The 13,988-nt window shown below is 50.3% G+C and carries 16 protein-coding genes and 1 other RNA gene; 13 read left to right on the top strand and 4 right to left on the bottom strand.

The features are described 5' to 3' along the window. Positions 1-52 precede the first annotated feature (52 nt). From fliD to O3276_RS19915, 8 genes are read left to right on the top strand one after another with little or no spacing between them, the layout of a single operon-like run. Positions 53-1,402, top strand: a complete 1,350-nt coding sequence (fliD, locus tag O3276_RS19880) for a flagellar filament capping protein FliD (RefSeq protein WP_269672878.1) — start codon at positions 53-55, stop codon at positions 1,400-1,402. A gap of 13 nt (positions 1,403-1,415) precedes the next feature. Beyond that, positions 1,416-1,826 carry a flagellar export chaperone FliS gene (gene fliS / locus O3276_RS19885; protein WP_269672879.1) on the top strand — a complete coding sequence of 137 codons (411 nt, stop codon included), beginning with the start codon at positions 1,416-1,418 and terminating at the stop codon, positions 1,824-1,826. Positions 1,827-1,828: 2 nt separating this feature from the next. Next, complete coding sequence (locus O3276_RS19890; protein WP_269672880.1) at positions 1,829-2,161, top strand: hypothetical protein; 333 nt, start codon at positions 1,829-1,831, stop codon at positions 2,159-2,161. Further along, complete coding sequence (locus tag O3276_RS19895; protein ID WP_269672881.1) at positions 2,161-3,450, top strand: flagellar hook-length control protein FliK; 1,290 nt, start codon at positions 2,161-2,163, stop codon at positions 3,448-3,450. The genes O3276_RS19890 and O3276_RS19895 overlap by 1 nt, the downstream gene beginning before the upstream one ends. Positions 3,451-3,498: 48 nt before the next feature. Further along, positions 3,499-3,975, top strand: a complete 477-nt coding sequence (locus O3276_RS19900; RefSeq protein ID WP_269672882.1) for a flagellar basal body-associated FliL family protein — start codon at positions 3,499-3,501, stop codon at positions 3,973-3,975. Between the two features lie 12 nt (positions 3,976-3,987). Continuing rightward, positions 3,988-4,737, top strand: coding sequence for a sigma-70 family RNA polymerase sigma factor (locus O3276_RS19905; protein WP_269672883.1), 750 nt, complete (start codon positions 3,988-3,990; stop codon positions 4,735-4,737). 1 nt (position 4,738) lies between these two features. Next, positions 4,739-5,593, top strand: coding sequence for a flagellar motor stator protein MotA (gene motA / locus O3276_RS19910; RefSeq protein WP_269672884.1), 855 nt, complete (start codon positions 4,739-4,741; stop codon positions 5,591-5,593). 21 nt (positions 5,594-5,614) lie between these two features. Then, on the top strand, positions 5,615-6,523 hold the full coding sequence (locus O3276_RS19915) for a flagellar motor protein MotB (protein WP_269672885.1): 909 nt from the start codon (positions 5,615-5,617) through the stop codon (positions 6,521-6,523). 51 nt (positions 6,524-6,574) lie between these two features. Here O3276_RS19915 and ssrS read toward each other — a convergent pair. The 4 genes from ssrS to O3276_RS19935 all read right to left on the bottom strand — a co-directional run bounded on the left by ssrS (position 6,575) and on the right by O3276_RS19935 (position 8,378). Then, positions 6,575-6,754, bottom strand: a non-coding RNA gene (gene ssrS / locus O3276_RS19920) — 6S RNA. Between the two features lie 80 nt (positions 6,755-6,834). Then, entirely contained in the window at positions 6,835-7,140 is a 306-nt protein-coding gene (locus O3276_RS19925; protein ID WP_269672886.1) for a cell division protein ZapA, read from the bottom strand. Next, complete coding sequence (locus O3276_RS19930) at positions 7,137-7,346, bottom strand: TIGR02449 family protein (protein WP_101749308.1); 210 nt, start codon at positions 7,344-7,346, stop codon at positions 7,137-7,139. The genes O3276_RS19925 and O3276_RS19930 overlap by 4 nt, the downstream gene beginning before the upstream one ends. A gap of 264 nt (positions 7,347-7,610) precedes the next feature. After that, positions 7,611-8,378 carry a class I SAM-dependent methyltransferase gene (locus O3276_RS19935; RefSeq protein WP_269672887.1) on the bottom strand — a complete coding sequence of 256 codons (768 nt, stop codon included), beginning with the start codon at positions 8,376-8,378 and terminating at the stop codon, positions 7,611-7,613. Positions 8,379-8,515: 137 nt separating this feature from the next. On the opposite strand from O3276_RS19935, the gene O3276_RS19940 reads away from it, so the two are divergent. The 5 genes from O3276_RS19940 to O3276_RS19960 all read left to right on the top strand — a co-directional run bounded on the left by O3276_RS19940 (position 8,516) and on the right by O3276_RS19960 (position 13,972). Next, positions 8,516-9,130, top strand: a complete 615-nt coding sequence (locus tag O3276_RS19940; RefSeq protein ID WP_269672888.1) for a UPF0149 family protein — start codon at positions 8,516-8,518, stop codon at positions 9,128-9,130. A 40-nt stretch (positions 9,131-9,170) separates the two neighbouring features. Next, positions 9,171-10,397 carry a 2-octaprenyl-6-methoxyphenyl hydroxylase gene (ubiH, locus tag O3276_RS19945; RefSeq protein WP_269672889.1) on the top strand — a complete coding sequence of 409 codons (1,227 nt, stop codon included), beginning with the start codon at positions 9,171-9,173 and terminating at the stop codon, positions 10,395-10,397. 66 nt (positions 10,398-10,463) lie between these two features. Then, positions 10,464-11,669, top strand: coding sequence for an FAD-dependent monooxygenase (locus O3276_RS19950; RefSeq protein ID WP_269672890.1), 1,206 nt, complete (start codon positions 10,464-10,466; stop codon positions 11,667-11,669). Between the two features lie 66 nt (positions 11,670-11,735). Next, the gene (locus O3276_RS19955; protein WP_269672891.1) at positions 11,736-12,911 is read left to right on the top strand and encodes a histidine phosphatase family protein; all 1,176 of its coding nucleotides are present in this window, start codon (positions 11,736-11,738) and stop codon (positions 12,909-12,911) included. 245 nt (positions 12,912-13,156) lie between these two features. Next, positions 13,157-13,972 carry a hypothetical protein gene (locus tag O3276_RS19960; protein ID WP_269672892.1) on the top strand — a complete coding sequence of 272 codons (816 nt, stop codon included), beginning with the start codon at positions 13,157-13,159 and terminating at the stop codon, positions 13,970-13,972. Positions 13,973-13,988 lie beyond the last annotated feature (16 nt).

A 13,988-nucleotide genomic window follows, 5' to 3' on the forward strand; every position in this document is an offset into this window, starting at 1 on the left:
TTCAAAAGCAGCGCCGACATCAAACAGATAGTAATTTAATCAGGGGCTGATTATGTTCAGTGTTTCAGGTCTTTATTCCGGGCTGGATGTCAATTCTTTGGTTACCGCCCTGGTCAATGCTGAGCGGGCTCCTACTGAATCCCGGCTAAACCGGAGTGAAGAGGCCTATCGGGTTGAACTCTCTGCAGTTGCGTCCCTGAAATCATCCCTGGAGTCTTTTCAGAGCCAGATTGAATCGTTGAATTCCGTTAATGGTTTTAGCCCACGAGCTTTCAACATCAGTGACGAAACTTTAATAGGGGCTTCTGTGACCAGCTCTGCAGCACAAGGCAGTTACACCTTTACCGTGGAGCAAATGGCCAGCCGTCATCAATTGGCCTCTCAGGCCATAGCCGATGATGCCAGCATAGGCTCGGGCACCGCCATCTTCACCGTCAATGGTGAAACCTTCTCAGTCACTATTGCAGCAGGCAGTGACACACTCACCGGGCTGCGGGACGCCATCAACAGCTCAGCAGATAACAACAGCATTCAGGCCGTCATTATTAACGACAGTGACCAGCAACGGTTAATGCTCACCAGCCGTGAAAGTGGTGCAGATTATGCCATCAGCAGTGATTTCAGCGGCCTGACAGGTGGCACCGCAGCCCTTGGTGCGTTCACTGAGCTGCAGTCTGCTCAGGATGCCATGATTGCATTTGGCAGTGGTGCTTCTGCCATCACAGTGACCTCGCCAGATAATACCCTGGAAAACCTGGTGGATGGAGTCACGATTGATCTTAAAGCGTCTTCCTCTAATTCAGTCACACTGGACGTCACCTTGGATAAAGATGGCGTTAAAACGTCCATCCAGTCATTTGTTGATACCTGGAATACCCTCAAAACCACGTTTGACCAGTTAACGGATTACAATGGTGTATCCGCCGGAGCCCTTAATGGGGATGCCCAGACCCGTTTGCTGGAGTCACAGCTTCGTCGGGAGCTGAGCCAGCTGTTTGGTGATGACGGGGATCCCTTTCGAACTCTGGGTGACCTTGGCCTGAAAACCACCGGTACTGGTGAGCTTTCTATTGATAACAGTCGTCTGGATGATGCTCTAAACCGTAACTTTGATGAACTGGCTTCAGCACTTGCTGGCGACAGTGGGTTAATGGCACGGCTGGAGGAGAGGCTGGCAGGTTTTCTGGGAACCGATGGCGCTCTGGCTGACAGGGAAAAACGTATTAATGAATCATTGAGTGACATCAATGATGATCGGGCCGATCTTGAACTGCGCCTGGAACGAACACAAAGCTACTACCAGCAACAATTCCTCGCCATGGAAAACCTGCTGGCCTCGTTAAACGGCACCAGTCAGTGGCTGACCAACAATCTGACGTCCATCAACAACAATAACCAGTAAATACGGAGCATGTATGAAGCGGCCAGGGATCAGCGCCTATCAACAGCAGCAGCGGGCTTCAGTGGAAGTGGCAAAGCCCGAGCAGCTGGTAGCAACACTGTTTAATAAGTTGATGGAGACACTGGCAAAAGCCCGTCACTACATGGAAGAACAAGACCTGAGTAAGAAGGTTGACCGAATTAATTTATCCATAGATATCCTGCTGGTGCTGGAACAGTCCCTTGACCATGAGAAAGGCGGTGAACTGGCGGGTAATTTGCAGGGACTTTATCAGTACTGCATCAAACGACTGACCGAAGCCAATGCCAGTAATGATGTGACCATGATTGATGAAGTCTCCGGATTGATGGGAGAGATCAGAGAGGGGTGGCAGTCGGTTGTTAACGGTACTGTTGAAGACAATGCGGTAGCCAGCGCAGGTTAAAAATGAAAGAGCATAACCTCTCCGTGACTGATTATGTCGATAAGCTGAGATCCTTTGAACTGGATCTTGAAGCATCTCTGGAATCAAAAGACTGGGATCGGATGATGGCTGTTAATCAGGATTTGCAGGGATTTTTTCAACAGATGTCGGATGCCGGTGTAACCAATCAGCCCCCGGTTCAGGGGGCCCTCGCCAGAGTACAGGTATTGTGCAGCGCCCTGATGCAGGTATGTAGCCGACACCGGGCTGATAGCCTGTCGGTGATCAAAAAAACTCGAAAGGATAGTCTGGCACTTTCCAGCTATCAGCGAGCCAGTAATTTCCGAAGGTTGTAATGGCAGCAATTCAGCATTTGCCCGCTACGAACCTCCCTGTGCCAGCAGTGCCGCAGCACCAGGCTCCTTCTGGTGACCAACATTTGTTGTTTCATCGGATTTATCAGCAAATGGATGCTTCTGGAAATACCAATGGGTTGACAGACGTCCTGCCTGCTTTTCCAGAGCAGCTGATGCCCCGGAATGGTGAGCTTGAACAACCGTTAGAACCTTATGGGGGGCAGCCCGCCTTGTCAGCAGGTTCTTTCACTCCTGCGATAATGCATCTTGGCAAGGCATCCTGTTCTGACCTTGCTTCGTCAGATATTGGTCGGGCATTTTCAACACAAATAAGTCTGCAAGGGGCTGATTCTGTTCGTGCAGGTGCGGTAAGCCAATACCCGGTATCTCCAGAGGTCGCAGAATTGGCGGATGGCCGAAATCAAGGACTCCGGACGGTAGCGGACATCAGCAATCAAACGATGTTGCCAGGCAATAGCTCAAGGCAGCTGTCTCAAGCTCAATTGAGAGGCTCTGGGAGTGAGCCATTATTCATTGCTAGAACGCTCTTTACCGGTGATTCAAAAACGCTAAATGGTATCCATGGCCAGGGCGCAGCTCTGCCGAATGATGCTTTCAGCCAAACGGAACAGCCGCAAGGTATTGTGACTAAGGCAGCTGATCCCTTTTTGCCAGAAGTTCATCCTCTTATCAGCCAGGTAAAGATTCGAGAGCAGGCACATTTCAATTTGACTCCGTTCTCAGAAGCTGAACCCATTCATGGGAATCAGGTGTCTCATGGGGGAAAACTGCATGTGCCTGCTTCGGTTGAAGCCAATACTGAGACTCTGCAACAGAAGGCCATTTCTCACAGGGAAGTCATTTTCCCTCAGTCACTATCGCCTCAACGCCTGGGCACTGAACTGATCCAGATGCTCAGAAAAGGTGAGACCGGGCTGGAAATCCGGCTTGATCCACCAGAACTTGGACGTCTATCGCTGTCTGTTTCCCTGGATGCAGAATCGCTCTCCCTTCAGGTGACCGCGTCTTCAGCCACTACCCGGGACCTGCTACTAAACCAGTCTGAACGACTGAGACAGGTTTTAGCCGAACACAGTGTGGATTTATCAGAATTATCAGTCGATGTTCATTCCGGCCAGGGAGAGCAGGCCGGGAGGCATCAAGCGGCAAACATGGCCGCTTCAGAAACCCTGCTGCAAGCCGATTGGGGGAGAGACAATGTGGAGTATTTATCAGGTGCACAGCTGTTTCGCTCCGGGGGAGGGCGATTGCTGGATCATTTTGTTTAATTGCCCTTGCTGTTGATCTCAGGGGCTTGATAGTGGCAGGGAAGCGTAATGGCAGAAGGGGTGGAACAGACTGAAGCTGCAGTCGAAAAGAAATCAGGCAAGGGGCTTATGATCACGGTCGTGGTTATGGCCGTTTTGCTTATTGCGGTTGCCGGGGGCGCAGCATGGATGTTTATGCAGCAGAAGAGTCAGGATCCGAGCAAGTTGGCGGTTCCTCATTTTATGAAAATGGAACCGTTCATTATCACGCTCAAGAGTGAAGCCCGCCCCCACTACCTGCAGATTAAATTGTCATTGATGAGCCGCGATTCTGAGGCATTGAAACAGTTAGAGACCTATCGCCCGATGGTTCGCAATGAAATTATCCGGTATTTGAATACGTTGCAATACGTCGATGTATTAAAGCCAGAAGCGCCCGATGCTATTCGCACAGAGTCCATCTCCCGGGTTAATGACCTTTTGGTAAAAGAGCAGGTTAAGGTCACCATGGATGATCTGATTATTACCGATCTGGTCATTCAATAGTGTTCTGACCCTATGTCACTACAGCAACGCAAAGGGCTGAATGCCTACCAGAAACAGAGTGGAACGGTTTCCCGGGATGAACTCATCCGGGAGCATCTGGGGCTGGTGAAAAAAGTTGCGCTACATATCGCCGGAGCATTGGGGGGCGATGTGCCAAAAGATGACCTGTTGCAGGCAGGGATGATGGGCCTGCTGGATGCAGCGAGCCGTTTTGAGCCGGGGAAGAACATCCCGTTTGAGCAGTATGCCCGAATCCGGATCAGAGGGGCGGTGATCGATGAACTTCGACACTGGGACTGGCGCAGCCGCACCGACCGTGAACATAGCCACAATATTCGGGATGCCATTCAGGCGTTGCACAACCGGCTGGGGCGGTCGCCTTCGGAGCAGGAAATTGCAGGAGAACTGGGTGTCAGTGTGGAGCGTTATCACCGGATGTTGCAGGGCGGAAATTCTGGCGCATTGTTGAGCCTGGATGCGCTCACTCAGGGCGAAGCCAGTGCCAGTGTCATCGAAGTCAGCGATGACGATTCCATACAGATCATTACGGAAGGTGATGAGTGTAATAAAGCACTGGCAAAAGCCCTGAAAGCGTTGCCTGAGCGAGAACAGCAACTGATGAACCTGTATTACGTTCATGAGTTCAATATGAAAGAGATTGGCCAGATACTTGAGCTGACTGAAGCCAGAATTTCTCAACTCCATCAGCAGGCATTATTGAGATTGCGCTCATTTATGGAAGAGTGGAGCAGGGAGCCCTGATATGAAAACTGTTGGTCTGCTGGCCATGCTGGGAAGTATTTTTGGCGGTTTTATGATTGCCGGTGGGAAGTTGATCTCGGTCTGGCAACCGGCGGAAATCCTGATGATTGCCGGCGGTGCCTTTGGTGCGTTCCTGATCGCCAATCCTATGGTTATCGTCCGCGCCACCGGACGACATATGGCCTATATGGCCAAAGGAACCGGCTTTAACCGGGCCTACTTTGATGAGCTGTTAATGCTGTTGCACACCCTGTTTGAGATGGCCAGAAAAAGGGGGGGGAACAAGGTTCTTGAGGAGCATATCGAATCACCGGATACCAGTGACATCTTTAAGAAATTTCCTCTTATTCTGAAAACGCCACATATCTATGGCTTCATTGTGGAAAACCTCCGGCTGTCGTTAGTTGACGGTATCTCGGCTCATGAATACGAACGCATTATTGAACAGGAAATAGGAACAAAAGAGCATGAGATGATGCGCCCTGCTGCAGCGCTGCAGAATGTCTCTGATGCTTTGCCGGGGTTCGGCATTCTGGCTGCAGTACTGGGAATAGTCATTACCATGAGTGCCATCAATGGCCCGATGGATCAGATCGGTGCCAGTATTGCCGCTGCACTGACCGGCACCTTCCTGGGTATCTTCTTTGCCTACGGCCTGGTTGGCCCGGCAGCCACGGCGATAGGTCATTCTATCAATAATGAGCTTCAGGCGTTTGATTGTATTCGTGCTTCGTTAGCCAGTTATAAATCCGGATTTCCACCCATCGTATCGGTGGATGCGGGGCGCAAAATACTTTACGACGATTGTCGTCCTAGTTTCAGTGAGCTGGAAAAAATGTTGGAAGGTCAGGCCTAATGGACAGGGGAACCGCTTAACGTGAAAGCCAAACGTGGAGGAGGAAGTCATCATGGGGGATCATGGAAGGTAGCCCTGGCGGACTTTGCTATCGCCATGATGGCTCTTTTCCTGTTGCTTTGGATCATGAATGCTACCGATGATGATGCCAAATCCGCTATTGCCGCTTACTTTGAAGATCCTGGTGCCTTTCGCCATCAAAGTAGCCTGAACCCAATTGACTTCGGTGGGCAGGATTCATTGGTAAGAATCCCTAACCCCGGGCCAAGTATGCGAGGTCGGGAAGGCCCCGAAATCATTGGTGATGGTAATGCCGAAACATTGAATGAAAACCCGGACTTTAAAGACCTTATGGATGAACTCCAGCGAATGATCGGGGGGGATGATTCCGCCGGCAAGTACGAAGACTTCATCTATCTTGAACAGCTGAAGGAAGGTTTGCGCATTGTTATTCTGGACAATAACAAACGCAACATGTTTGAAAGGGGAAGCTCCCGAATGAACCCTTTTTTTCAGGACTTATTACTTGAGTTGGCCCCGATTATAAATAAGATTGACAACCGCCTGATGATCAGCGGCCATACCGATAGCTCAGGTTTTCAACGTTCTGATTATGGCAACTGGGAACTGTCTGCCGCCAGGGCACAGGTAGCTCGTAAAACGCTACTGTTTGGTGGTCTATTTGAAGAAAAAGTTCTCATGGTGCTTGGCATGGCTGACCGTGTGCCCCGAGATCCAAAGCATCCTGAGTCCAGTGCCAACCGTAGAATTGAAATCATGGTTCTGGCTGATTATATGGAGCGACAGGTTGAACGTATGTTTGCGCCTATTGATGAAGAAGATCATGAACATCATCCAACTCACAGCAATGAAATGCATGATGCTTTTGAGCGGGCAGAACGAAATCAGTTTGATTATCCCGGGTTTTGAATGTTTTAAATGGTGCGGATATTCAGGAGGCGATTTGTATCGAGTGATTGAAACCTCCCCACCCTGCCGCTGCCACGTTTGCCCGTGGCCGTAACGGTCACGGTGGGGGCTGCTGAGGTGAATCGGGCTTTCCGCTACAAGGCGGACCTGCACTCCAGCACCTGCCAGGAGCTCCCTGGGTAGTATTATCGGCTCGGGACGTATGATGACTGGCGAACAAGCCAGGGAGGTTTCTGCGGCATTATATCGACTATTGAGGTGATGTCTGCAAGTTTTTTTTGTTTTCGTGAACATCAGAAACGGTGATCAGGTCAACGCTCCACGGCTGCCAGTGCCTGATCCAGTTTACCCAGCAGTTGGTCAATGTGCTCCTGGGTGTCCTGCTTCTCATCTTCATTCTGACGACGGCTCTGCATTAACTCGTAGCAGATATTCAGTGCAGCCATCACAGCGATTCGCTCAATACCGACCACTTTGCCTGAAGAACGGATTTCATGCATTTTTTCGTTCAGGTAACGGGCAGCGGTGTACAGTGCCTCCTGATTGTCTTTGGGACAGGCAACACGGTATTCCTTATCCAGAATATGAACGGATGTCACTGATGATTTATCCGTCATGACTCGTGCTCCAGAGACCTGAGATGCTGGATCATCGCTTCTACTTTTGTACGTGCAACGTCATTTTTTTCCATCAACTTCGCTTTTTCAGCTACCCAGGACTGCTCCTGCTGTCGAAGTTGCCTGTTTTCAGTCGTCAGCTTCTGACAAAGGGCAACCAGATAGTTAATTTTCTGATCGAGGGCAATGAAATCGGATTCTTTCATAGCTTCCCTGAATGCTCGGTTATTAGGGTTACTATAGCCTCTGGAGAAATTCAGAACAATGACTTAATGGTTGACAATGTTTTATTTTTAATTTGTCGGGTAATACCTTGTACCAATGGATCAGGTTGTCCTTTGTTGAAGAGGATATAACGCAAAATGCCAGCAAACAGGGGCGAAGCATTTTGGTTTATCGGGGTAATCATTGTGACCTTAAGACTGTCAGCCCGGGCTTGAAAAAACGACGTCCATAATAAAACGGGCAAATCATGCGGGCTTTCTGGCAATAACCCGTATTTGATCCTGATCACCATGACTCCATACCGGGTAATGGGGAGCCTCACCCTGTTCGCATACTTCGATAACAAATCCGGCATGTTTCATTAATACTTCCAGTTGTTCGGACGCAAAAAAACAAAAGTCTCTGCCGGGGATATTAATTTTGTGGGCAGCCAAAACCGGATCGGTTATTTCCGGACAGTTAACTGCTTTGGCCGCCTCTGCCAGCAGGTTGAGATAATCCCGCTGACCGGTAACGGTTAACGGTGATTTTCTTACACCGTCGCGTATCTCCCTGCTCAGATCAGTACTTTTCAACACTGCAACGTCACAGGAACAGCAGGTAAGCAAAAGCGTGCCCCCTGGTTCGAGAATTCGGTAGATTTCATTAATGGATGGCACCACTTCTTCATTGGCCAGGAAATGGAAAACTTCGGCGCAGAGGATTCCGCAGAAGGCATTATCGGCAAAAGGGATATGCTCTGGCAGTTTTGCAGCTTTGCAGGTAACTGCTTTCTGCTGAGTCTCAGGCAAGTCCTTCAGCCATTCGGACAAGTCTGGTTTATCCATATCAGTGGCTATTACCTGTCCACCATGCATCAGGGCGGCGTGAGTATTAACTCCGTGGCCACAGCCAATATCCAATAGGGGTTTATCGTCTTTCCAGCTGCCTAGCCAGCGATCCAGATAGATAACCGGATTATGAAATGTAAAACCAACACCCAGCTGATTTCTTTCGTACAAAGGCTCTGGCATGGCAGTATTCCAAACAGGTTGGACTTAACAGGATAGACACTTTCTTTATTTAATGACTGACAAGTTTGCCCGGGAAGTCTGTTAGAATCCCGGTTAGCTACTTAAGTTCGACTCAGTAATTTCAATGGCCCTATATCATGACGATCCACATTTCCCAGCCTGGCGATAAACCCGCCTTCATATCGTTTGATGAACTCGCCAGTCATCTGGCAGAGCAGAGTCATCCATCAGAGATTCATGGCTACTTATGCGGCCTGTTTTCCGCCGGTGCCCATCCGGGCCTTGAGAAATGGCTGGAGCAGCTTGCTGAGCAGATGGGTGACCAATCGATTGATGAACCTGCGAGGCAGTTATTAAGCCAGTTATTTCTGCATACTCAGAATGAGCTGAACTCTGGTAGTCTGGCAGCAACACTGTTGCTTCCTGATGATGACGAAGCGCTTGGGCTGAGGACACAGTCACTTGGAATATGGTGCCAGTCATTTATCTCTGGCTTTGGTCAAGGGCTGGACAGTCGTCAGGTCAGTGAGATGGTGGAAGAAGTGCTCAGGGACTTTGCCGAAATCAGCCTGATAGAAACCGCAGAAGAGAGCGAAGAATCAGAAAAGCTGTATGTTGAAGTGAGTGAGTTTGTTCGTTTGGCCTGGCTGAATGTCTATGCAGAGGTTTGTGGTTTGCCCGAGCTTCCCGGTGATGATGGAAGTGCTGGACAACGTGCTGTAAAACAAGGCGCTGCCAAAACCCTGCACTGAGAATAACAGAGTTCCACAAAATCATGGTGGAGGCTGAAACGTGAATAATTCTACAGACAAGATGGATTTCGATGTTTTGGTGATTGGTGCCGGGCTGGTGGGAGCCAGTCTGGTCTGTGCATTGGAACAAGTGGTTATCAAGCAGGGGTTGAGGCTGGCGATGGTGGAAACCCATGACCTGAGTCAGCCCAGAGATATTCCGCCGAGTTTTGATGCCCGTGCCTCGGCGCTGTCCTGGGGAACCTGTTGTATTTACCAGCAGCTTGGGCTGTGGCCGGATCTTGTGGATCAGGCTCAGGCCATTACCGATGTTCATGTGTCTGATCGGGGCAGTTTTGGGGTTTCCCGCTTGCGGGCTTCTGATGAAGGTGTCCCGGCACTGGGGTATGTGGTCAAGAATCATGTGCTGGGTGATGTGCTTTTGCAACGGTTAAAGGGTTTCCAGAAGCAGGGCAGGGTGACCATGTTCAGTCCTGATAGGGTGGCAAGCCTGAGCCCTGTTCCCGGAGGTATGAAAGTTCAGCTCAGGCACTCAGAGATTTCCGCCTCGCTGGTGGTTCTGGCTGATGGTGGTCGTTCGGGGTTGATGGATCAGCTGGGAATCGGTCTGCGGCAGTGTGACTATCATCAGCAGGGGATCATTGCCAATATTGCCCTTGACCGCCCGCATAATGGTATGGCCTGGGAGCGCTTTGCCGGTCAAGGTCCGATGGCACTGCTTCCGTTAACCGGTGATCACCATTTTGCACATCGTGCAGGGCTGGTGTGGACGTTACCGGATGAGGAAGCCGATTCGCTTTATGCTCTGGCAGATGATGATTTTCTGGCGTTATTGCAACAGCGGTTTGGCTATCGGGCCGGGCGGTTTATTGCCGTGGGTAAGCGGGACAGATACCCACTCACCATGCGCATCGCCAAAGAGCAGGTTAGGCCTGGGCTGGTTATTTTGGGTAATGCTGCTCATGCCATACATCCAGTGGCAGGTCAGGGGTATAACCTTTCTATTCGGGATACCGTGGCTCTGGCAGGCAATATCTCGGACTCATTGGAACGCCAAATCCCCGTAGGTGATCTTGGTCGGTTGCAGGAATACTGGCAACAGCAGTTGAGCGACCAGAGTCTGACCAGCCAGTTTTGTGATGGCCTGGTGCGCCTTTTCTCACGGACTGACACGGCCTCGGTATTGTCCCGGAATCTGGGATTGGTGGCGCTGGATTATTGCCATCCGGTGAAGTCAACATTCACCCGCAGGGCCATGGGATTATAAACCGGTGGAACTTTACATTCACCCGTACCTTTGAATCTGGGAAATAGGGATCAGAAATGCAGACAATTGACGTCATTATTGTTGGGGGAGGTATGGTGGGGGCCTCTGGCCCTGGCGCTTGCCCGATCTGGTATGCAGACGGCACTGGTTGAGCAGCAGACATTGCAGCCCGGCTCGTTCTCGATGGATGATCCCTGGCAGCCCAGGGTCAGTGCCTTGACGGAAGCATCGATAAAACTGCTGGAGTATCTGGGGGCCTGGGAAGGAATTATTGCCCAGCGGGCCTGTCCTTACACTCACATGACCGTCTGGGATGGTGAGGGTACGGGACAAGTTGAGTTTGACGCAAAATCGCTGCCACAAAAAAATCTTGGCTACATTGTCGAAAATGACGTGATTCGCAACGCACTGTTGCAACAGCTGGCCAGCTCAACCGTACAATGTTTTGATCAACAGACCACCCTTGAATACAAACTGTCCGGCCAGGGCGGTGAAATAGTTCTGGAAAATGGTGACGTGCTTTGCGCTCCTCTGCTGGTGGCTGCGGATGGCGGCGAGTCGCGTTTGCGAAAATTGTCTGGCATTCCGGCAAACCAGAAGGACTATAAGCATCATGGGCTGGTCACCACCGTGGAGACAGAGCTGTTTCATCATCACACAGCGAGACAGGTGTTCCTGGATTCCGGCCCATTGGCATTTCTGCCCCTGCAAAGTCAGGGAGGGCGGCATTATTGCTCAATTGTCTGGTCCCTTGTACCGACAGAGGCAGACCGGATAGAGGCCTTGAGTGACGATGCTTTCTGTCAGGAACTGGCGAGAGCGTTTGAGCATCGGGCGGGCAATATTCTGAAGGTTGGTCAACGGTTCCGCTACCCACTGCGTCAACGACATGCCCGGCAGTATCATCGACAAGGGGTGGTTCTGGTGGGCGATGCGGCTCATACTATTCATCCTCTGGCGGGGCAGGGGGTGAATCTGGGCTTTATGGACGTGGCCGTGCTGGCGGATGAGCTGATCAAAGCGGCCGGTCGCGGCGATGACTATTTTGCCGCGCACGTTCTGGATCGCTATCAGCGTCGTCGCATCGGAGATAACTCGTTGACGATGGCGGCCATGACAGGCTTTCAAAATCTGTTCGGGGCCAATGACCCGGGCATTCGCTGGATACGGAATACCGGGCTCACTCTGACCAATCGATTACCATTCATTAAGGATATGATTGTGGATCAGGCCTCCGGGTTATCAAAGGATATTCCCGGGTTTCTTCAGTAAATCTCAACCAGTCCCTCGATTTTTTCCTATCCTGTCTGCTGGATGTAATTATCACGCAGGCAGGGTATGAAACTTCAGTCTGATATTAAAAAAAGAGGCTTGGTCTTTGGTGCTGTATTTGCCATGTGTTTGCTGTCTATCCGTTCTGATGCAGCGGATATTGAGTCGGCATTAGCTGCACCCGCTGATTACCTTATCAGCCTTGTCAGGCACGGCGACCGCTCTCCCAGGGATCTTGGGGGAATGACCAAATACTGGCCAATGGGGCCAGGGCAGTTAACGGCAGCTGGCCTTCAGCAGGAGTACCTTTTGGGGCAGACAATCCGGAGGTACTATTTTTCTGAAACCCTCCCCGATTCCTGGTCACCCAAAGTCAGTCAACATTTTGCCAAAGGTCTGGATCGTACCATTCAGAGCGCCAGTGCTTTATTGCTGGGGTTTTATCCTGAGCGTGCTGGTAAAACAGGCTTGCCGGGGGGCATTCAGGTTCCCCCGGTTTATGCTTCACCCTTGGCCCATGATGATCTTTTTTCAGCGCAAAGATTATGCCCGGGGTATCTTCATCGTGTTCAGGCGCTGGAAAAAAGTGCGGACTGGTTAAGAAAAAAAGAACAACACCGTGATCAGCTGGCTTTATGGCTTGAACTGAATGAGCGTGAAGGTAATGGCGATCTCTATTCTTTTCTTCCCCTGATCGATCAAATTGCCATACATCGAATTCACCAGCTGCCAATGCCCGAAGGTATTTCAAATCAACAGGCGGTGGAACTGGAGGAGTTATTACATTGGATCGTGAGCCGGATTGTGGCTAATTATGAAATTGCCCAGCTTATCGGTTCCCCTTTAGCCAAAGCGATGATCAGGGATTTCAAGCGGGTGCAGCAGTGTCTGCAAGAAAAAGGCAGTTGCCACTCCTGCCAGCGATGGACGCTTTACTCAGCCAGTGACAGTAACTTATTGGCGATCATGACCATGCTGGGTGCGCCATCTGACAAAATGGTGGATTATGCAACACACTTTGGCGTCCAGCTTAACTGGAATGATGGTCGCCCGGAAGTTGCCCTGTCGTTGAATCACCAACCATTTGCGGTACCCGGGTGTGCGGGACGCTGCTCGCTGGATCAGTGGCTGGTTTTGCTTGAGCAATCATTGCCTGATGACTGGGATTATTTGTGTGCCAGGGAGCGGGGTGGAATGAACTTTGAACCTTATATCCCCACGGGGAGTGTTGCTGTTCGTTAATTACCGACCTCCTGTTGTGGGTGAAACATTAATGTATTCAGGCTGTTACTGTTATCAATCGCGGTGCTCCGGAAACAGTAAAGCAACTCATGTCATTGACCTTCAAAGGATAAGGGCTTTATCAGGAAGTTGATAAAATCAAGTGCCTTCAGGGAAATCAGAAAAAAAACTGAACTATATTTAATCAGTTCCGTCAAAACTGTATTGAATAACAAGTTCATTAGTTTCTTTGAAGGAGTAATTAAATGCAGAAACATTTTCTGGCGGCAGTATTGCCAGTGGTGGCAATACTGATTGGTCTGCAAGGCTGTAATAAAGCCCATGAGTGTCCAGAGGTCACGACGGTAGTGTATGAAGACATGGCCAGTGTCGATCAGGGGGCTGAGTCCTATACCTGTAATAATCCAGACAAAACCAGCTTGCTTGAGCAGACATGGTGTGAAGCCAAAGACCAGTTCGAACAGCGTGGTCAATCCACCAGTTCGGATGATTTTCTGGTTTATATCAACGGATTTCGTGAGGGATATGCATTGGCCAGCCAGGCGGCTGACAGTCGATTGGGCCTTGGTGGTGATATCGATAGCCCATCTGATACTCCCTATGACATGGGCTATCGTGATGGTTATTTTGCCGTTATGGAGGCAATGGGCATTGTCGAGTATAACTGTGCTTCAGCAGACTTGATGAGTGAGTATAAAGATCGCTGGTGCGAAGCTGCCGATGCTTATCGGAACACAGGTGCTGGCAGTGATAACAATCCGTTTGTCAGGGGGCGGTTTATTGATGGTTATATGACCGGAGGGCGTGTTGCCTTAACGGTTCCTACCTCAATGGAGGCATTTTTTGGTGGCGAGAATCCTGAGGGTAAACAGCCTGCCGTTGTTCAGCCATCCGGTGAGTTGAGGAGCACAGAGCTGGCTTTCTACCGGGGCTTTGATGTTGGCTACAAGGCAATGATTGATAGTATTCGGGATTCCATCAATCAGGTCATGCAACAGATGCAAATTCCCAACAATATGGATTTTCCTGAAGGATTGATGCCTCCGCCTCCCGGGCAATAACTGTCTGGTTTTCCGG

The sequence above is a fragment of the Endozoicomonas sp. GU-1 genome, from assembly GCF_027366395.1.
In the GTDB taxonomy this organism is placed as follows: Bacteria; Pseudomonadota; Gammaproteobacteria; order Pseudomonadales; family Endozoicomonadaceae; genus Endozoicomonas.